This window comes from Streptomyces sp. NBC_01549 (genome assembly GCF_026339955.1).
GTDB lineage: Bacteria > Actinomycetota > Actinomycetes > Streptomycetales > Streptomycetaceae > Streptomyces.
The window spans coordinates 4096065-4115676 of sequence record NZ_JAPEPW010000001.1 but is presented as its reverse complement, the minus strand read 5'-3'; the positions used below and the strand labels follow the sequence as shown (position 1 = coordinate 4115676).

Sequence of the window (19612 nt, the reverse complement as noted above, 5' to 3'; positions counted from 1 at the left end):
GTTGGACCGTCCGCCCCGCCCCCGGCGACGGTTGAGCCATGCCGCAACAGCCCTCCGGACAACCGCCCGTACAGCTCCTCACTGTCACCGGCGACACCGCGATCGCCGTCGACTTCCGCCCTCGCCGCGAGGTCTCGCGGCGCTCCCCGTACCACCGTCTCTTCACCATCCCCGGCGCCCGCGCCTTCACCGTCGGAAACCTGCTCGCCCGGCTCCCCATGGGCATGTTCAGCGTCAGCGCGGTGATCATGATCGCGGGCTCGCGCGGCTCGTACGCGCTCGCCGGCGCCGTGACGGCGACCGGCCTCGCGGCGACCGCGCTGGTCGCCCCCTGGACCGCACGGCTCGTCGACCGCCACGGCCAGGCCCGCATCGCGGTGCCCGCCACGGCCTTCGCCCTGCTGGGAAGCATCGCGCTGCCGCTGTGCGTGCGCTTCGGGGCGCCGGACTGGACCCTGTTCGCCGCGTACGCCGCCACCGCCACCACACCCAACACCGGCGGCATGTCACGCGCCCGCTGGGCCCACCTCCTGCGGGACGACCCGGCCGCCACGCACACCGCGAACTCCTTCGAACAGGCCGCGGACGAGCTGTGTTTCATGCTGGGCCCGGTCTGCGCGTCCTTCCTGTGCGGGACGTTCTTCCCGGAGGCGGGCACCCTGGTGGCCGGCGTCCTGATGATGACCGGCGTGCTGATCTTCGCCGCCCAGCGTTCGACGGAGCCGCCGCCCCAGCCCCGTACCCCCTCCAAGTCGCCCCTCCTGGCCCCCGGAATGCCGCCCCTGCTTCTCTGTTTCCTCGCCACCGGTGCCGTGTTCGGTTCGATGGAGGTCGTCACGATCGCCTTCGCGGACGCGCAGGGGCACCGCTCGGCGGCGGGCGTGGTGCTCGCCCTCCAGGCGGCCGGGTCGTGCGTGGCGGGGCTGCTGTACGGGGCACGGAAGCCGACCGGTCCGGCCGAGCGGCGCCATCCGCTGTGCCTCGCCGCCATGACGGCCCTCTTGACCCTCCCCCTGCTCGCGGCCGCCCTGACCGGCTCGCTCCCAGCCCTGGCGGGCGCGCTGCTGCTCGCCGGAGCCGCGACCGCCCCGACCATGGTCACCGGCATGGCCCTCGTCCAGCGGCGCACTCCCGAGGGCCGGTTGAACGAGGGTATGACCCTCGCGGTGACCGGCCTGCTCGGCGGGATCGCCTGCGGCTCGGCGACCGGCGGCTGGGTGGTCGAACACATCTCGGCGACGGCGGGCTACGGCGTACCGGTCGCGGCGGCGGGTAGCGCGCTCGCGATCTCCCTCTCGATCTCCCTCGCGATCCCACCGGCGTCCGACCCGTCGAACCGGCGCCCATCCCTCGGCCCCAATTCCGACGCACCCCATTGACGCGCCCGGGACCCCCACATACCTTCCCCCGTCGAAGCGCTTCGACGTCACGCATCGAAACGATTCGACGAACGCTGCGCGCCCGCGCCGCCCCGACTCCTCCTACGCCCGCTTCCTCCTCCCCGGCGTCCTCGCCTTCCTCGCGGTGATCGTCGTCCCGTTCCTGATGAACACCGGCGTGAGCTTCACCGACTGGCAGGGTGTCGGCTCCCCGGAGTGGTCGGGGCTCGCCAACTACCGCGAGTTGATGGACGACTCCGAGTTCTGGGCGTCCTTCCGGCACAGCCTGTTCATGGTCGTCGCCATGGCGGCCGTACCCACGGTCCTCGGGCTCGTGCTGGCCGCCGCCCTCTTCGACTTCGTCGGCAAGCACTTCGGCAGCAGGATCGCCGCCGCCCTGCGTGCCTGCTTCTATCTCCCCCAGGTCCTGCCCATCGCCGTCGCCGGCATCGTCTGGAGCTGGATCCTCGCCCCCGACAACGGCTCCCTGAACGCACTCCTGAAGGCGGTGGGCCTCGGCTCGCTCCAGCGGGACTGGCTCGGCGACCCCGACTTCGCCCTCTACAGCGTCATGGGCGTGATGGTGTGGGTGCAGATCGACTTCCCGCTGGTCGTCTTCATGGCGGGTCTGCAACGCGTCGACCCGCAGCTGTACGAGGCGGCGGAGCTGGACGGCGCGGGCTGGTGGCGCCGCTTCTGGCACATCACGCTGCCGCAGATCCGCCCAGAGATCCACGTCGTCCTCCTCTGGTGCACGATCGCCGCGCTCAAGGTGTTCGGGGCGGTGTACGTCCTCACGAAGGGCGGCCCCGGCGGCGCGGCAGCACGATCACGACGTCCTGCTGCTGACGCAGGAGGAGGGCGAGGAGGGGCTGCGGCGGGTCGCGGACACCGCGCTGGTGGACGCGCTGATCGTGATGGACGTCCAGCTCCACGACCCCAGACTGCCGCTGCTGCGCGCCCTCGACCGCCCCTCGGTCCTCATCGGGTTCCCCGCCCGGCCCGCCGGGCTGACCTGCATCGACCTGGACTTCAAGGCGGCGGGCGAGCTATGCGTCGAGCGGCTGGCGGGGCTCGGGCACCGGGTCGTGGCGCTGGTCGGGTCGCCGCCCGAGGTGTACATACGGGGGACGGCGTTCGCCCAGCGCGTGGTGGAGGGCTTCACCGCCGCCGCCGACCGGGGCGGGCTGGCGTCCTCCGTCCACCCCTGCGAGGCCTCACCCGCCGCCGCCCGCCGGGTCGCCGAGCAACTCCTGCGCGAACAGCCGGCGCTCACCGGCGTCGTCGTGCACGACGAGCCGATCCTGGAACCGCTGATCGACGCCTTCGAGCAGCTCGGTCTGCGCGTCCCCGTCGACCTCTCCGTCACCGCGATCTGCCCGGACGAGCTCGCCGAGAACGTCCGCGTCCCCGTCACCTCCGTCGCCATCCCGTCCACCGAGGTGGGCGCGCGGGCGGTGGAGCTGCTGATGAGAAAGCTGGGCGGCACCGACGTACCCGAGGCCACGCTCCTCGCACCCCGGCTGACGGAACGCGCGAGTACCGCACCGCGCACGCTGACCCCTTGAGGAGCCGTGACTCACCCCGCGCTGAGCCGGGTCAGCCGGACTCGATCAGGTAGTCCACAGAGGAGACGTGATACTCGCCGTACCCGAACCGCTCGCCGATCGCCTCGTACCGGTCGTACTGCTCCTGCGTGAGTCGCACGGACAGCGCGCTCAGGACGCGGAGGAACAACCGGAACCCGAGATCGGGATCGATCCGGGTGACCACGTGTTCCAGCGCGTCCATGACGTCCGCGGCGGGAACAGGATGCCAGTGGGGGCTGACGGCCTTGTCCACCACCACGGGCGCTGTCTCCCGGACTTCCCGCAGCACCGTGTCGGCGAGTTCGGTGCGGGCGGGCGCCACAACGGGTGTGTACGCGGGAGCGGCCTCCCCGAGCCGCTCCCGGCACACGTCCGCGATCAGCCGAAGCCAGTCCCGGCCGTCGGTACTTCCTGGCCTGTCCGAGGCGCCGGCCCACAGGGCGGTGACCGCGGCGTCGGGCAGTGCGGACCGCAGCAGACGGAGCGTGTCCTCCAGGAGGACGGCCGCCGCGGAGCCCGGGGTCTGCCCGATGTCGTCGCCCTCGGCTGCCCTCCGGATATCCTCCCGGCTTCCGTACCAGTCCTGGTGTGCCTGCCCGGCGAGGTGGGAGAGCCCGAAGTCCCAGGTGGCATCGCGGCGGGCGGTGTCGATGGGCGGCCACGCGATGTCGAGACCGGAGTCGACCAGCGCGGAGTGGTGGCCGAACCTGTCGGCGAGCGCCTGGAACCGGTCGTACCACTCCTTGTCGATCCGTACGGAGTAGGCCTTCAAGGCCCGTAGGAAGAGCCGGAAGCCAAGTTCGGGATGGACAACGGCCACCTCTTCGAGGGCCGCCAGGGTGTCGGGGGAAGGGAGGGGACCGGCCGATCGCTCGCGGCAGAACCGTATCTCCGCGACGACGTCGTCACGCACCTCGTCGGCCGCCGGCGGTCGGGCATACCACAGCGGGGAAGGTGCCGGGCGCCGCCCGGGGACTTTCCGGGGCGGGCGGGCGGCGCAGGTCTCGTCGATGCGCCGCAGCCAGTCACGGGCGCTCATGCCGTGCGCCGCGGGATCCCACACGCCCCCGGCGGCCGCTCGCCACACGGCCCGGATCGCCTCGTCCGTCAGCGGCGACTCGACGAGCCCGCGCACGTCCTCGCGCAGATCGTCGGCGTACCCCCACTCGTCGTGGCTGGTGTCATAGCCGAGGATGCTCCGCTCATCCGCGCCGAGATGGTCGACGCTGCCCACGGGACACTCACGGTCATACGCGTCGAGCTTCGCCGTGACGAGCCCCAGCGCCGCGCCGGTGTTCCGCGGAGCGGGTGAGAAGGCGAACGCCTCGGTCAGCCCACTGAGCCCGAAGTCCGTGTCGTAGTCCACGTAGTACGGCTCTTGCCGTCCTGTCACAGTCGTTCCCTCCACGCTTTCAGGCCTCTCACGGCATACACGAGCCGCACTTCACCGGTCGCGTTCAGCGGACTTTCACACCTCCCGGTCCCCCTGCCAGGTGACCGACATCATGGCGGCCAGGCCACCGTTCGCCAGGCCTTTGTAGGTCACCTTCCGGGCAGGGCCGAGCTCGTGCGCGACGCGTCTCGCCAGTTCCCTCCCCTCGCGGAACCGGCGCTGCCACTCGTCGTCGTACTTGCCCTCCTCCCGGTCCCGCAGGTCCAGGTTCACCGTGGTGTCGATGCTCTTCGCCCACGCGTACAGATCGGCGACGAGCTGCTCGGACAGATGAAGACTGCCGACGGGACCGTCCGGCGCGAAGTCTCCGAACCCGTCCGCGCGGAGCGGATACCACTTGAACTCGCCTTCGACCACGATGTGGAGCGGGTGCGGGGGCTCGCCGTGCTCGTCAAGCGCCCAGTCCAGGCGTCCACATCCCCCGCACACGAACTTCGCCCTGGCCTGCCTCTCGTCCCAGTACCGCACCACCCACGCGGGCCCCAGCCGCCTCGTCACGGCCTGGGCGATCTCCAGGCCCCGTTCGACGTACCTCCGCATGTGTCGGCGGGACGGGAAACCGTCCGATGGACGGGACAACGACCAGGAACGCAGCGCATCCGCCAAGTCCGCCGGGAGGACCAGCCCGTCATCGTCCAGCGGGGTGTTACGGGTGAAGGCGCCGAGGTCCTCGTAGTCCTTGGGATCCGCCGGCTCGTACAACGGAGACCGCTCGCCCCGGGCGCAGACGAGCAGATGCCGGGGTTCGTTGCGGATCACGATGGACGGCCAACCGTGCGGTGAAAGAAATCCATCATCCCTTCCCTTCCGGTATGGCTCCGGAAGCTTCGCGCAGGGCGATGCTTCTACTCGCCATCCGCGCGAGCGACTTGGCACGCGCGACGAAGATCTCCGTGTCGTCCATCCTGGAGGTCACCTCCGGTGGATAGATCACGGAATCCACATGGTCGGGGAATTCGTCACGCAGCGCGGTCAGAACGTTGGTCTGATCGGGTTCGGGAAGGTCGCCGATGAACACGTAACCCGATACGGCGCCCGCGGCAACATCACGCTTTGCGTGCTCGTCCGTCACATGCCGGAGAATGAAGGCGGCCGCATCGCCGAAGAGGGCGGCGGTGGCGAACCAGTCGAGGTCCTCTCCTGCCCCTCCGGAGGGGCAGGACACGAGTTTTGTCATCGCTTCCTTGCCTTTGCAGCGAGCGATGGGCGGCCTTGAGAGGGCCGACCACCGCAGGGTGAACAAATTGCTCTATCGGGTGATGCGGCACTCCAGCTCTCGGCGTACATAGTCCTCGCCGCAGCCCAGCCGATCGGCGAGCCGCTCGAAGCGGGTGTACCGGGCCTCGGTGATCGGAGCCTCGTAGGCGTCGAGAAGCCGCAGCAGGAGACGGAAGCCGAGGTCGGGATCGGCTCCCGTCACCACCTCGCCGATCAGGGCGGCGCCGGTCGCGCCCAGGGCTGGGGCGGCCGCCTGGACCTCGGTGAGAACGGCGTCCGCGAGATCGGTGCGCGGGGGACGCGGCCCGGGTGTGTACGCGGGGTCGACCTCGTTCAGCCGCTCCCGGCACACCTCGGCGATCTGGCGCAGCCAGGTCCGTCCGTCGGCGTCGAAGTCCTCGCTTGTGTACCGTCGACGGGAGGCTGTCCTCCACACTGCGGTGATCTGCTCGTCCGTGAGCGGGGAGTCCAGGAGGCAGGTGACGTCCTCCAGCAGGACGGCCGCCTGCACCCCGGGCACGAGACCGGCGTCGGCGTGCACGAACCGGACGACGTGCTCGCGCGGCGTCCCCGTGCCCTCGTACCGCCACGCGTCCCACTCCCCGTCGAACTGCCGGGAGAGTTCCGGCAGTCCGAACCCGAACTCGAAGTCCCGCCGGACGGCGCCGAGGGGCGGCCAGCACACGCTCAGATCCTCGAAGACAGCGGTCTGGGGGTAGTCCAGCCGGTCGCCGAGGTGCAGGAAGCGGTGGTACTGGTCGTCCGGTACCCGCACGGAGTACGCCTTCAGGGCGCGCAGCAGCAGACGCAGGCCCAGGTCCGCGTCGGCCTCCCGGACCACCCGTTCCAGCCCCGGCACGAGATCCGGCACCGGGACCGCAGTCGTCAGGGCGGGCGCGAGCAACCGGAGTTCCGCCGACACGGCGTCGCGCAGTTCCTCCTCGGTCACCGTCGGACCGCCCTCGGAGCCGACCGGCGGGCGCGGCGGGCACATCTCGGAGACACGGTGCAGCCACGCCCGGGGGGCCAGGCCGTGCTCGGCCGGGTCGAAGCCGCGCCTGGTGGCAGCCAGCCATACAGCGCGCAGCGTCTCGTCGGGCAGCGGCGACTCCAGCAACAGCCGTACATCCCTGCCGAGTTGGTCGTCCTCGTCGAGGAACGCCCGTGCGGCGAGGGCCGACATCGTCGGCTCGTCGATACGGAACCTCGTTCGGTGGCACACCGTCCCGGCCAGACCACTGAGGCCGAAGTCCGCCGAGTAGTCCACGTAGTACACCTCGCGGTGCGCCATCACAGAACCTTTCACGGTCACGGGCCCCTCCTGGTGTGAAGGGACCCGTGTCCTTGCTCGTACTTCCTGATCCTGGCCGCTACTCCGGGAGCGGGAAGGACGTGTAGACGACGAAGTTGGTCGGCTTGTGCGGCTGCGCGTCCTTCTTCTTCACATACCTCAGCACGATCCGTACCTTCTTGCCGGAGGCCTCACCGGTCCGGGGGCCGCCCTCCTTGAACACCGTTCCGAGAGGGTTCGGCTCGTTCCTGAGTTCCCACTCGAAGGTGAGGCAGTCCTTCTCGCAGACGAAGCGGTAGCCGGTCTTCCCCTGCTTGCGGGCCTCCCTCTCCTTCCAGTCCCCCAGGCGCTTGGCGTTGTCACCGTGCATCTCCCACTGCCGCATCGCCTCGTCGACGGCGCGCGCGGCCGTGGCCTGGTCCCGCCACTTCCCGACGAGGCCCACCTCCTGCGCCCTGTCCCAGGCCTGTGCGTCACTGACGTTGACGTGCTTGTCGATCGTGTGCGCCCCGTGGATGTCCTCGTCGGCCACGATGTTCGTACAGTTGTGGACCAGGACGTCCGTGGCCCGGCCGCCCTGCGGGCGCACGAAGAACGTGTGCAGTGAGTCGACGGTCAGGTCGTACACCTCGCGAGGCGCGAGGCCCTCCCGGTCCAGCAGCGCGGTCACCGTACGGACGGTCCCGTCCGAGGTGCGCAGCGCGTCACCGGTGCGCAGGTCGGAGACCGTGACCCAGCCGCGCCCGGTGACGTACACCCGGTGCCCGGCCGTACTGGTCAGCACGCCGCCGCCGGCCACGGTGACATCGATCAGGTGAGCGGTGTCGTGCCGGAAGGTGTCGGTGACCGGCTGGGGGATCAGACCGCCGGTGTCCGGGTCGCCGGCCAGGACCAGATCGCCGACCCGCACGTCCCGGATCGGCCTGCGCGTCCCGTCGGCCATCAGTACCCGGGTCCCGCCCGGGAAACTGTTGCGGGCGCAGGCCGTGACGATCTCGTCGTAGGTGTGGACGCCGTCCTCGATCCGGGCCAGCGTCGCCGGGTCCACGTCCAGGGTCTTCAAGGCCTTGAACGCGTCCGCGACCCCGATCCCGGTCTTCATGGCGGCGTCGAGGGCGCGGAGCAGCTCGGCGGCCTTCTCGTAGACCTTGCCCGGGATGAAGTTGGACGCGAACCAGGCACAGCCGGCCGCGTCGCCGTGGTAGCAGCGGACGGCGTCGCCCAGCACGATCTCGTACAGGACCGCACCGACCGTGTCGCCGAAGAGGGCCTGCCAGCCGATCCGGGTGATGTCACCGGCACTGAAGTGGTGGGTCCACTCCTGCTTCTGGTTCCGGAGGATCTCCGTCTTGAGAAAGACCGTGTTCAGCTTCGGACAGCCGGACGCGGTGGCGGGGACGTTCGGGTTGTCGCAGTAGTAGTAGCTGACCGTGACGTCGACGTGCAGTTCGTACGTGACCGTGCAGCCCTGCAGCGTGTAGTCGCACGGGGTGAGCTGCTTGCCCGGTGCCGCCTCGGTCATCTTGTCGATGATGTAGAAGACACCACCGATGCCGGTTCCGGCGCCGGTCTGGACCTGCTTGTTGGCGTCGTTCCGCTCGGCCTCGTCGGCCGCCTGCTGTGCCGAGTCCGCGTACTTCTGGGCGTCCTTCGCCGCGTCCTCGGCCGCGGTGGCCTCGGCGTCGGCGCGGTCGGCCGCCGCGCGGGCGTCCTTCGCCGCCTGTTCGGCCTCGGAGGCCGCCGCGCGGGCGGCGGAGGCGTCCAGGGCCGCCTGGTCCGCGGAGTCGCGGGCGTCCTTCGCGTAGCCCTCCGCGCGTCCGGCCGCCTTGTCGGCGGCATCGGCGTCGGTGGTGGCCTGCTGGTCGTACTCGATGGTGCGGGCCAGTGACTTCTGCGCGTCCGCCGCGGCCTGCGCGGCCTCGGCGGCGTAACCGAGCGCCTCCTTCGACGACTTGCGGGCGTCCGCGGCGTGTCCGGCGGCCTCGGCGGCCAGCGTGTACGCCGCCTTCGCGTCACCGGTCGCCGCGTCGGCGAGGCTCTGCGCCTGCTCGGCGTTCTTCTGCGCGTTGGCCGCGTGCGCCTCGGCGACGGCCCGCTGCTGTTCGGCGAGCGTCTTCGACGACTGGCCCGTCAGGACGACCAGACCCGCGGCGGAGTCGGTGGTGACGTACGGGGAGCCGAGCTGGATGGCGTCGTTGGCGGGCAAAGCGACCTGCTCGGCCGACGTCCCGGCGTCCTCCGCCGCCTGCGCGGTCGTATAGGCGTGACCGGCCGCGTCGGCCGCACCCGCGACCGCCTTGATGGCCTCGGCCTTGGCCGCGTCGGCCTGCGTCTTCGCGGTGGCCGCGTCCTTCTCGGCGTCGTCGGCGAGCTTGACCGCGGTGCGTGCGGCCGCCGCGGAGGCCTGGGAGGCCTTGATGGCATCCGCGGCCGCGCTGGTCGCCGTCTTCACCGCGGCGTCCGCCTTCAGCTTGGCGGCCTGCGCGTCATCGGCGTCGGAGCGGGCCCGCTTGGCCGCGGCCTCGGCGCGGGTGGCCGCCGCGTCGGCGTCGGCCGCGGCCTTGGTCGCCGCGTCCGCCTCGGAGCGGGCCGAACCCGCGGCTGTCTCGGCGTCCGTGGCGGCCTGGTCCGCGTCGTCCGCCGCCGCCCGTGACTCCTTGGCGTCGTCGGCGGAGTCGTGGGCGTCCGCGTAGGCGTCCTTGGCGTCGGCCTTCGCGCGGGCGGCGTTCGCCTTGTTCTCGGCGTCCCAGGCGTCGTCCCGCTTGCCCTTCGCCTTGTCCCGTGCGGCTTCCGCGTCCTTGCGCTTGTCCCTGGCCGTGGACTCGGACGCTTCCGCCCTGCCCTGGGCGTCCTTGGCCGTGGTCGCGTAGCCCTCGGCGTTCTTCTTGTGCTCCGCGGCTTCGGCCTGCTTCTGTGCGGCGGTCGCCTTCTCCGCCTTCGCCGTCGCTTCTTCCGCCTCGGCGTCGAGCCGCTTGGCGTGTGCGGTCGCGGCGGCCGCCTTCGCGTCGGCCTCCGCCTTCTGCGTCTCGGCGAGCTTGGTCCTGGCGGTGTCGCGGGCGTCCTTCGCGTTCTTCGCCTGTACGGCGGCGGCGTCGGCGGCGGCCTTCGCCTGCGCGTTGGCCTCCTGCGCGGCGGCCGTGCGGAACGCGGCCTTCGAGGCGGCGGCCTGGGTCACCGCGCGGGCGGCGATGGTCGCGCTGTCCCCGGCGGAGGCGCGGGTGGCGGCGTACGCGGTGTCGCCGGCCTTGGCCAGCGCGTCGAGCGCGGCTGCCGACGCCTTCGTGACCTGTGCCTTCTGCTGTCCGATCAGCAGACCACGCCCCCTGGGGGCGCCCGCCTTGTCGGCGACCGCGTAGGCGGCCTGGGTGGCGGTGTCCGTGTCGGTGGCGGCCTTCTTCGCGGAGGTGGCCTGGGCCTTCAGCAGGTCGAGCTGCTTCTTCGCCTCGGTCTGGGCGTCGGTGACGCCCTTCTTCGCCTTGTCGAACTGGGCCTTGGTCGGGTAGCTCAGATCGTCGGTGCCGTTGTGACCGGACGGGGTGACGTCGAACTTCTGCGGGTCGGTGCCCTTGCAGTCCCACATCCGGGCGTCACGGCCGTTGTCGTAGGTCGCGAGGTCGAGGCAGTTGCCGGTGCCCGTGTTGTACATCCGCGTGGTCGCGTGGGTGTTGTACTCCCACTTCTGGGCGGCGCTGTTGTTGCAGGTCCAGATCTGCACCGCCGTGCCGTTCGCCGTGCCGGAGCTCTTCACGTCCAGGCACTTGCCGGAGTTGACGTTGACGAACGCGTTGCCGCTGATCGTCCACTTCTGGCCCGCGGTGCCGTTGCAGGTGTAGATCTGCACCGGCGTGCCGTTGTCCTTCTTGCCTCCCCCGGCCTCAAGGCACTTGTCGGCGGCGCCGTGCGCGTGCACGACCATCGGACTGTCGCCGATCCAGCCGGGACCACCCGCCGACCAGTAGTCCTGCCAGCGGGCCAGATGGTCGGCGATCCACGACTGGCCGAGCATTTCGCCCAGCTCCTTGGAGCCGGCCGCCAGGGCCTTGGTCGCGTCGCGGTTGGCGTTGAGGATCTGGTTGCGCTGGGTGGCCTGGGAGCCGATCTCCTGCTGCCACTCGGCGGAGGCGGTGGCGACCTCCTTGCCGAGGACCTTGTTCGGGTCGACCGGGGTGCGCCAGGCGCAGGCCGCGAACCGGGTCTTCAGGTCCTCGACCGCGATGCGGTACTCGACGCTGCCCGGCTCGGGCGCGGTGCGCGGGAAGCCACCGGTGGACAGGAACAGGCGCGCGTCGTCCGAGGCGGTCGGCTCCGAACTCCGGTTCACCAGGCCGTCCCAGGCCTGATGTTCGGCGTACGCCTGCTGCCACTGCGGAGTGGGGAGCGAGGGGTCGGCGTCCTTGCCGTAGAGCGGGGTACCAAGATCCTTGAGGGCCTTGACCGTGGCGTCGTCGGCCTTCGGGGTCGGATCCTTGTAGAAGTCGCCCTCGCTCTTCCAGAACTGGTTCCAGATCCACTTGGAGATACCGGTCTGCGCGAAGAAGTTCTCGCCCTGCCCGCTGGTCCCCGGAGGCCAGTGGAACCCGGTTTCAGTGAAGTCGGCGGGCGTGGGCAGACCGGAGAGCGGCTGCTGCCAGTCGCTCACGTGGTCGGAGAGCGCCGTCCCTTCCTTGCCCGCGGCGTCTTGGTCCGCCTTGAACGCCGTCGACAGCGCAGTGGTGTTCCAGTACTCCCGGTCGGCCGTGGTGTGCAGCTTGTCCGGGGTCTGGTTGAGCCCGTTCTGGGCGGTGGTGTACATGCCCGGGCCGCCGAGGCGCAGCGCGTCGGCCAGCAGGCACTGGTCCTGGCGGAGCTGTTCGGCCGCCTTGGCGTCGAAGCCGTCGTAGCTGTCCCCGCTGTTCGCCACGGGGCGGGCGTCACCCGCGTTCCGCTCGAGCAGGCCGGGCTGGACGGCCAGGCCGCTCAGTACGGCCACGGCCACCGCGGAGGTGATGACGGGGGTGAGGAATCGGGATGTACGGGATCCGGGTATGAGGCGTGATCCGGATCCGGGTGTGCGGAACCCTGGTCTTGGGCGCAAGGAAGCATTCCTTCATCGCGGTGGAGGGCAGGCGGGGGCGCCCGTCCGGAGGGGCGGAGGAGATGCGTGAAGCTCAGCTCGCCGCCTCGGCACGGAGGCCCCGGCGGCAGACACAGGCACGGCGGTATCGCGGCATGACGGTCTTTCCCTCCCCGTGGCGACGGTGTTCCCCCGGTCGCCCATTGACTCGCGCGTCGGCCGAGGGGTCAGACTCGGCCAGGCGCGGCGATCACCATAGGCAGGGATGACCGGGACAGGACAAGGGATATTTCGAAGCCGGAACGGCGTGGCGCGATAGCGCCCATGGCGGTCCACGGCCCCCGACGCGAGCAAGTCCCGTGCACAAACAGGGGATTACCTGTGCGCCTCCCGTGAAGACGGAGGCCGGCGGGGTGGGCCCGGCAGGCCATCCCGCGCCAGAGTTGGCCGAAAACCACCCTCCGGTCGACCACCCGGCAGGATCGGCGCCGTCGGTCACCGGGCATGGCAAAGGCCCCGCCGCTCGAAAGCGACGGGGCCTTTGCCCACATGGGATGTGGAGGTCCGGGAGGACCTCCTGATCGTGGAGATGGCGGGAATCGAACCCGCGTCCACCGGTGCAGAATCAGGGCTTCTCCGTGTGCAGTTCGCTGCGATTTTCTCGGCCCCGGCGATCACGCGAACAAGTCGCCGACGGGCCCAGCCACTGTTTGATTTCCCATCGAACCCCGTGACCGGGCTCGATGGTTTAGTTCCCTAGATTATGCCAGGGTCCGGGTCGGGAACACCCCCGGGCTGACACCCATTAAGGGTCCTTCACTCACTGCTTATTAGGCAGCGAGGGCGAAGGACTGGGAATCGCTCTTGGAATTGGCGATTATTGGTTGCGACATATGGTTAACGAGATCATTGTCGCTTCCTCGACACGCTTCCCCTGCTTCGACATCCGCTGTCGAAACCGATCATCCCCATGTTGTTTTTTCAAGCCCCTCCGAGGAGGGTTGCGCACCCGCTGTGAGGTGCAGATCCCATCGTACGTGACCAACGCACGACGGTGCCACCATATTCCCGTGGCCACGCGCCATACCCGTGGCTACGCGCCCCGCTGCTTCCGCTTCGCCGCCGCGATCGCGCGGTCCGACTCCCGGCGGTCCTGCTTCTCGCGCAGGGTCTGCCGCTTGTCGTACTCCTTCTTACCGCGGGCGAGCGCGATCTCGGCCTTCGCGCGACCGTCCTTGAAGTACAGGGCGAGGGGCACGATCGTGTGACCCGTCTCCTGGGACTTCGACTCCAGCTTGTCGATCTCCTCGCGGTGCAGGAGCAGCTTGCGCTTGCGGCGCACCGTGTGGTTGGTCCAGGTGCCCTGGCTGTACTCGGGGATGTGGGCGTTGTGCAGCCACGCCTCGTTCCCGTCGATCTGGACGAAGCCGTCGGTCAGCGAGGCGCGTCCCTGGCGCAGCGACTTGACCTCGGTGCCGGTGAGCACGAGCCCGGCCTCGTAGGTGTCGATGATCGCGTAGTCGTGGCGTGCCTTCTTGTTCTGCGCGACGATCTTGCGCTTGCCGTCCTTGGCCTTCGCGGCCCCTCCGCCCTGCTTGGGCTGGGACTCCTTCGGTACGTACATTCCCTTACTCATAGTGCTGACCATTTTCGCACTACAGGGGGGTCCGGGGGAAAGCCGATTACAGCAGCGCCGATTACGGCAGCACCGCGCTGGTGACTACGAAGGGTCGCCGAGGCCGCTGAGTACGGTCTCCGCCCGCTCCAGGGCCTCCGCGTCCACCTCCAGGTCGGGGGTGATGCCCCGCCCGTCGACGGTGTGCCCGGCGGGGGTGCGGTAGTGGCCGACGGTCAGCTCGGCGACGGAGCCGTCGGGCAGCCGGCTCGGCATCTGGATCGAGCCCTTGCCGAAGGTCCTGGAGCCCACGACGACCGCACGGCCGCGGTCCTGGAGGGCCCCGGTGAGCAGCTCGGCCGCGCTCATCGTGCCGCCGTCGACGAGCGCGACCAGGGGTCTGGTGGTTTCGCCCCCGGGATCGGCGTGCAGGGAGCGCTGCGCGCCGTTGACGTCGTAGGTGGCGACGAGGCCGCCGTCGAGGAAGGCGGAGGCGGCGGTGACGGCCTCGGTGACCAGTCCGCCGGAGTTGCCCCGCAGGTCGAGGACGATCCCGGCGTGCTTGGGGGTCTGCTCGACGGCGGTCCGTACGGCGTCGCCGACGCCCTTGGTGAAGGCGGCGACCTTGATCACGGTGACGCCGCCGGGGAGCTTGTGGACGGTCACGGAGTCCGTGGACAGCCTCGCCCGGCGCAGCGTCTCGCTCCACGCGCGTGTGCCGCGCTCGAGGCCGAGGGAGACCTTCGTACCGGCGGCGGCGTCGTCCGCGTCCCCGCGCAGTAAGGAGACGACCTCGGTGACCGGCCGGCCGTCCACCTTCTCGCCGTCGACGCTGCGCAGCCGGTCGCCCTTGCGGATCCCCGCGGCTGCCGCGGGCGAGCCGCTCTGCACCCGGGTCACCTCGATCCGGCCGTCACGCTCGCGCCGGGCCCACAGCCCCACGCCCGTGTACTGGCCGTCGAGGGCCTCCTCGAACTCCTCGTACTCGCCCTGGGAGTAGACGGCGCCCCAGCGGTCTCCGCTGCGGCTGACGGCCCGCTCGGCGGCCTCCATCGGGGACTTGCCGTCGGCCATCGCCTCGGCGGCCGCGTCGGTGACCGTCTCGCGGTGGGCCGCCGGGGTCGTACGCGCCGAAGGGGGCGGGGTTCTCCGGTCGGGGTCACCGAACGACCCGGTCGCGGCCCCCGCGACGAGAACGCTCGCGAAAAGCAATGTCAGGGCGGCCCCGCGGCCTGCGCGGCGGGGCTGACAGAACAGGTCTCGGCCTGACATGGCGGTGAGTCTAGGACAACGCAAAGGGCCGTACCGCCGGTTGGCAGTACGGCCCCCTTGGCATGCGTCACACCTTCAGGTACTTGCGCAACGCGAAGAACGCGGCAAGCGCGGGCATCAGCAGACTCGTCGCGAGGATGAGCGGCAGCTTGGTGAGCACGGCGTCCCAGCCGATGAAGTTGATCAGATTCAGCTTCTGGGACAGCGCGAGGCCGTGATCGATGATGAAGTACCGCGCGACCAACAGGAATCCGCAGGCGACGCCTCCGCCGATCAGTCCGGCGACCGCGGCCTCCATGATGAACGGCGCCTGGATGTAGAACCCGGAGGCGCCCACGAGCCGCATGATGCCGGTTTCCCTGCGTCGACTGAACGCCGAGACACGCACCGTGTTGACGATCAGCATCAGGGCGACCACGAGCATCATCGCCATCACCGCGCGCGCGGCCCAGTTCATGCCGTTGAGAAGCCCGAAGAGGTTGTCCAGGATGCCCTTCTGGTCCTGCACGGACTGCACGCCGTCACGGCCGTCGAAGGCGGTCGCGATGACCTGGTACTTCTGCGGGTCCTTCAGCTTGATGCGGTACGACTCCTGCATCTGGTCCGGCGTGAGGGAGCTGGCCAGCGGGGAGTCGCCGAACTGCTCCTTGTAGTGCTTGTACGCCTGGTCCGACGACTCGTACGAGACCTTCTCGACGACGGACATCTTGCCCAAGTCACTCTTGATCTGGGTCTTCTGCTCGGCGGTCACGGCCCCCTTGGCGCAGTTGGGGTCGGACTCCGCGTCACTCTTGTTGCAGAGGAAGATCGAAACGTTGACCTTGTCGTACCAGTAGCCCTTCATGGTGCTCACCTGGTCGCTCATCAGCAGCGAACCGCCGAACAGAGCGAGGGAGAGGGCGACCGAGACGACGACCGCGAAGGTCATCGTCAGATTGCGACGGAGACCGACACCGATCTCCGACAGAACGAACTGGGCGCGCATGGCGTCTGCTAAGCCTTTCCGTGGACCGTCGTCAGTGCTGGTAGCCGTAGACGCCGCGCGCCTGGTCGCGGACGAGGCGGCCCTGCTCCAGCTCGATGACGCGCTTGCGCATCTGGTCCACGATGTTCTGGTCGTGCGTCGCCATCAGCACGGTGGTGCCCGTCCGGTTGATGCGGTCGAGCAGCTTCATGATGCCGACGGAGGTCTGGGGGTCGAGGTTGCCGGTCGGCTCGTCCGCGATGAGGAGCTTGGGCCGGTTCACGAAGGCTCTCGCGATGGCCACGCGCTGCTGCTCACCACCGGACAGCTCGCCGGGCATCCGGTCCTCCTTGCCGCCGAGCCCGACGAGGTCGAGCACCTGGGGCACGGACTTGCGGATCTCGCCACGGGACTTGCCGATGACCTCCTGCGCGAAGGCGACGTTCTCGGAGACCGTCTTGTTCGGCAGCAGGCGGAAGTCCTGGAAGACGGTTCCCAGCTGGCGGCGCATCTGCGGCACCTTCCAGTTGGAGAGGCGCGCGAGGTCCTTGCCCAGGACGTGCACCTGGCCTTGGCTGGTCCGCTCCTCGCGGAGGATCAGCCGCAGGAAGGTGGACTTTCCGGAGCCGGAGGACCCCACGAGGAACACGAACTCACCACGCTCGACCTCCAGGGTGACATCCCTGAGAGCGGGGCGGGTCTGCTTGGGGTAGACCTTGGAGACACTGTCGAATCGGATCACGGATGCACCACGGGTCGCCGGGGGTAGGTGAGCGTGACCATACGCGAACCGGGTGCACGAGCGCAGTCGCCGGTCAGGGTTGCGCGGGGGTTGTGCGGGGCTTGTGCGTTTTTGTGCAGGTCTTTTGCGGGGCCCTTTTGTACGGGCCTTTGTACGGGCGCCCCCGTAGGGGCACGGTGAACCGCGCGCCCTGCCTCCACCGGTCTCCACCGGTGTGCAACCGCGGACCCGACCCCGCCCGCCCCTCCGGAAGCGCCCGTTTCCCCGCCTAACCCGCGGAGCGCAGGGCAGGATAAGGCGAGCCGCGCCGATTTCCGCGGAACCTGGCACAGTGGAGGGGGAACGCTTGCGTTCCCCGCAGCGTTATGTAAGCGGTGAACGGCGCAAGGAGGGCAAGCGCATGACGTACGACCGATTGGTGTGCGCGAACTGCGCGGCGCCCGTCAGCGAGGGCCGCTGCGCGGTCTGCCGTGCGAACCGGGAGCGGCTGCAGCAGGAGAGCCCCTTCGCGGGACTGAACCCGATGGCGCTGATCGCGCTGCTCGCCGTACTGATCGCGGCGGTGGCACTGCTGGCGCACCAGACGGCATGAGTCTCGCGAGAGCGGCGGTGTGACCACTGTCACCATCCGAGGTGGTCACCATCTGAATCCGAGGCGGTCACCATCCGAGGCGATCCCTCTTTGAACCACCCCTGATGCGCCTGACGATGTGCGTGATGGCGCACCTGACACGAGAGGGGCCCGGAGCAAGCCGCTCCGGGCCCCTCTCGTGCTGTGTTCAGCTGCGTCAGGCAGCGGCGCCGCGGCCGTTCGCGAGGCGCGGCAGCAGACGGAAGCCGATACCGCCCGCGATCATCGTGGCGGCGCCGACCAGCAGGAACGCGGTCTCGCCGGCACCCGTCTCGGCCAGCTGCCCCTTCTTGCCCTGGGCGGAGGTGTCGGACGAGGTGTTCGCGCCGGTGTCGGTCAGGACGGAGGAACCCTTGCCCTGCTCGACGGGCTTGGAGCCACCGTCGGGGTTGCTGTCATTGCCACCGGTACCGGTGCCGGTGCCGGAACCGTCCGTCGGGTTGTCCGTCGGGTCGGTGGGCTCGGTGGGGTTCTCGGTGGGGTCGGTGGGGTCGTCCGTCGGCGGCGTGGTGGGCGTGGCCGGGTCCGTGGGCGTACCCGGGTCCGTCGTCGGGTCGGTCGGCGTGCCCGGGTCAGTGGGCGTACCCGGGTCCGTCGTCGGGTCGGTCGGGAGGGTGGTGGGAATGCCCGTCTCGGTCGGGGTGGGGCTCGGGTCTCCGTCGATCGTGACACCGACATTGATGTCGAGAGCCGAGGCGGCACCCGCGGCAGTCAGCGAAGCACCGGCGGCGATCACCACACCGGCTGCTATGCGTGCCACGCGGATCCGCGTCTTCTTGGTCATATGTTTGCTACCCCCAGTAGCTGATCGTCAATGGAGCAGCGCCCGGGGCCACGGCGTCACAGGTGGCTCTCTCAGCCCCCCGGTTCACATGCGCCCCAGAGTTACGCATGCCACGCGCCACCATTCCCAGTTTTCACAGCAACGTCAAGGTCGTTGCGTACGCGATGTCCGGATCAATGACATTTGCCTGCCGTGCGGACATGTGACTGTGACGTAAAACCCAGAAATCCCCCACACAAAAGGCAACTGCCGCCCGATGGGCGGCAGTTGCCTTGTCGACAAAGCAGCATCAAGATGATGTTGAAGCCTCGAACTACTTCTCCTGCTGCTTGCGCCAGCGAATTCCGGCCTCGATGAATCCGTCGATCTCGCCGCCGAAAACGGCCTCGGGGTTACCGACTTCGAACTCGGTCCGCAGATCCTTGACCATCTGGTACGGGTGCAGGACGTACGAACGCATCTGGTTTCCCCAGGAGTTGCCGCCGTCGCCCTTGAGGGCGTTCATCTTGGCCTGCTCCTCCTGGCGGCGCCGCTCGAGCAGCTTGGCCTGGAGCACGTTCATCGCGCTCGCCTTGTTCTGGATCTGCGACCGCTCGTTCTGACAGGAGACGACGATGCCGGTGGGGAGGTGGGTGAGGCGCACCGCGGAGTCGGTGGTGTTGACGCCCTGACCGCCCGGGCCGGACGACCGGTACACGTCGACGCGCAGTTCGGACTCGTCGATCTCGATGTGATCGGTCTGCTCGACGACGGGCAGGATCTCGACACCCGCGAAGGACGTCTGGCGGCGCCCCTGGTTGTCGAACGGCGAGATCCGCACGAGTCGATGGGTGCCCTGCTCCACGGACAGCGTTCCGTACGCGTACGGGACGTGGACGGCGAAGGTGGTGGACTTGATGCCCGCCTCTTCCGCGTACGAGGTCTCGTAGAGCTCAGTCTTGTACCCGTGACGCTCGGCCCAGCGCAGGTACATGCGCTGGAGCTTCTCGGCGAAGTCGGAGGCGTCGACGCCGCCTGCCTCGGCACGGATGGTGACGACGGCCTCACGGGAGTCGTACTCCCCGGAGAGCAGCGTCCGGACTTCCATCTCGTCCAGCGCCTTCTTGACGGCGACGAGCTCGGACTCGGCCTCGGCACGGGTGTCCGGGTCGTCCTCCTCCTCGGCCATCTCGAAGAGCACGCTCAGATCGTCGATACGCCCGCGCAGCGCCTCGGCCTTCCTGACCTCCGCCTGGAGGTGGCTCAGCTTGCTGGTGATCTTCTGCGCCTCGTCCGGGTCGTCCCACAGGGACGGCGCGGCCGCCTGCTCCTCGAGCACGGCGACATCTGCCCTCAGCTTGTCGAGGTCCAGGACGGCCTCGATCGACTCCATGGTCGAGGAGAGGGACTTGAGCTCTTCGGATACATCGACGACTGCCACGCCTCCAGCGTAACGGCTGCCGCAAGCGAGGCTCGCCCCTCGTCCGACGGGGGCAGCGCAAGGCCTCCCCGGGGGCTCGGGCGCAGCCCGGCCCCCAGGGCCGCGGGGAACTGCGCGACCAGCCCCCACCCGCCCGCGGGCGAAAACCGAACACCCAGGGCTCGGGCGCAGCCCGGCCCCCAGGGGCGCGGGGAACTGCGC

Annotated in this window: 13 protein-coding genes, 1 other RNA gene and 2 pseudogenes; 4 read left to right on the top strand and 12 right to left on the bottom strand. The window is 69.7% G+C overall.

Features of this window, described 5'->3' with window-relative positions; genetic code table 11:
* Window positions 1-38 precede the first annotated feature (38 nt).
* The 3 genes and pseudogenes from OG819_RS18335 to OG819_RS18325 form a co-directional block, all read left to right on the top strand.
* Window positions 39-1379: an MFS transporter gene (locus OG819_RS18335; protein ID WP_266650375.1), complete on the top strand. Its 1341-nt coding sequence runs from the start codon at window positions 39-41 to the stop codon at window positions 1377-1379.
* Window positions 1375-2199, top strand: a pseudogene (locus OG819_RS18330) (carbohydrate ABC transporter permease); the annotation flags it as partial. The gene OG819_RS18335 and the pseudogene OG819_RS18330, both read left to right, overlap by 5 nt.
* Window positions 2195-2947, top strand: a pseudogene (locus OG819_RS18325) (LacI family DNA-binding transcriptional regulator); the annotation flags it as partial. The pseudogenes OG819_RS18330 and OG819_RS18325, both read left to right, overlap by 5 nt.
* 31 nt (window positions 2948-2978) lie before the next feature.
* Here OG819_RS18325 and OG819_RS18320 read toward each other — a convergent pair.
* The 10 genes from OG819_RS18320 to ftsE form a co-directional block, all read right to left on the bottom strand.
* Complete coding sequence (locus tag OG819_RS18320) at window positions 2979-4361, bottom strand: hypothetical protein (protein ID WP_266650373.1); 1383 nt, start codon at window positions 4359-4361, stop codon at window positions 2979-2981.
* Between the two features lie 75 nt (window positions 4362-4436).
* Window positions 4437-5180, bottom strand: a complete 744-nt coding sequence (locus tag OG819_RS18315) for a hypothetical protein (RefSeq protein WP_266650371.1) — start codon at window positions 5178-5180, stop codon at window positions 4437-4439.
* 34 nt (window positions 5181-5214) lie between these two features.
* The gene (locus tag OG819_RS18310) at window positions 5215-5664 is read right to left on the bottom strand and encodes a hypothetical protein (RefSeq protein WP_266625035.1); all 450 of its coding nucleotides are present in this window, start codon (window positions 5662-5664) and stop codon (window positions 5215-5217) included.
* A gap of 6 nt (window positions 5665-5670) precedes the next feature.
* Window positions 5671-6951: a hypothetical protein gene (locus tag OG819_RS18305; protein WP_266650369.1), complete on the bottom strand. Its 1281-nt coding sequence runs from the start codon at window positions 6949-6951 to the stop codon at window positions 5671-5673.
* 58 nt (window positions 6952-7009) lie between these two features.
* Window positions 7010-11905: a ricin-type beta-trefoil lectin domain protein gene (locus OG819_RS18300; protein ID WP_266650367.1), complete on the bottom strand. Its 4896-nt coding sequence runs from the start codon at window positions 11903-11905 to the stop codon at window positions 7010-7012.
* Between the two features lie 659 nt (window positions 11906-12564).
* Window positions 12565-12953: a transfer-messenger RNA gene (gene ssrA, locus OG819_RS18295) on the bottom strand.
* A 123-nt stretch (window positions 12954-13076) separates the two neighbouring features.
* Window positions 13077-13619, bottom strand: a complete 543-nt coding sequence (gene smpB, locus OG819_RS18290) for an SsrA-binding protein SmpB (RefSeq protein ID WP_266582738.1) — start codon at window positions 13617-13619, stop codon at window positions 13077-13079.
* Between the two features lie 84 nt (window positions 13620-13703).
* Window positions 13704-14870: a S41 family peptidase gene (locus OG819_RS18285; RefSeq protein ID WP_266582739.1), complete on the bottom strand. Its 1167-nt coding sequence runs from the start codon at window positions 14868-14870 to the stop codon at window positions 13704-13706.
* A gap of 67 nt (window positions 14871-14937) precedes the next feature.
* The gene (gene ftsX, locus OG819_RS18280) at window positions 14938-15855 is read right to left on the bottom strand and encodes a permease-like cell division protein FtsX (RefSeq protein WP_266625039.1); all 918 of its coding nucleotides are present in this window, start codon (window positions 15853-15855) and stop codon (window positions 14938-14940) included.
* Window positions 15856-15886: 31 nt separating this feature from the next.
* Window positions 15887-16576, bottom strand: a complete 690-nt coding sequence (ftsE, locus tag OG819_RS18275) for a cell division ATP-binding protein FtsE (RefSeq protein ID WP_067379910.1) — start codon at window positions 16574-16576, stop codon at window positions 15887-15889.
* A gap of 400 nt (window positions 16577-16976) precedes the next feature.
* Here ftsE and OG819_RS18270 point away from each other — a divergent pair, with 400 nt between their 5' ends.
* The gene (locus OG819_RS18270) at window positions 16977-17168 is read left to right on the top strand and encodes a hypothetical protein (RefSeq protein ID WP_266413524.1); all 192 of its coding nucleotides are present in this window, start codon (window positions 16977-16979) and stop codon (window positions 17166-17168) included.
* A gap of 196 nt (window positions 17169-17364) precedes the next feature.
* Here the strand turns inward: OG819_RS18270 and OG819_RS18265 are convergent, their stop codons facing one another.
* Window positions 17365-17991, bottom strand: a complete 627-nt coding sequence (locus tag OG819_RS18265) for a hypothetical protein (RefSeq protein ID WP_266650364.1) — start codon at window positions 17989-17991, stop codon at window positions 17365-17367.
* A gap of 313 nt (window positions 17992-18304) precedes the next feature.
* On the bottom strand, window positions 18305-19411 hold the full coding sequence (prfB, locus tag OG819_RS18260) for a peptide chain release factor 2 (protein ID WP_054229629.1): 1107 nt from the start codon (window positions 19409-19411) through the stop codon (window positions 18305-18307).
* Window positions 19412-19612: the final 201 nt, after the last annotated feature.

What these genes read in the sequence shown, in the direction of transcription:
- ftsX (WP_266625039.1), bottom strand. Translation starts at nt 15,855, where the DNA reads ATGCGCGCCCAGTTCGTTCTGTCGGAGATCGGTGTCGGTCTCCGTCGC.
- OG819_RS18285 (WP_266582739.1), bottom strand. Translation starts at nt 14,870, where the DNA reads ATGTCAGGCCGAGACCTGTTCTGTCAGCCCCGCCGCGCAGGCCGCGGG.
- OG819_RS18265 (WP_266650364.1), bottom strand. Translation starts at nt 17,991, where the DNA reads ATGACCAAGAAGACGCGGATCCGCGTGGCACGCATAGCAGCCGGTGTG.
- smpB (WP_266582738.1), bottom strand. Translation starts at nt 13,619, where the DNA reads ATGAGTAAGGGAATGTACGTACCGAAGGAGTCCCAGCCCAAGCAGGGC.
- OG819_RS18270 (WP_266413524.1), top strand. Translation starts at nt 16,977, where the DNA reads ATGACGTACGACCGATTGGTGTGCGCGAACTGCGCGGCGCCCGTCAGC.
- OG819_RS18335 (WP_266650375.1), top strand. Translation starts at nt 39, where the DNA reads ATGCCGCAACAGCCCTCCGGACAACCGCCCGTACAGCTCCTCACTGTC.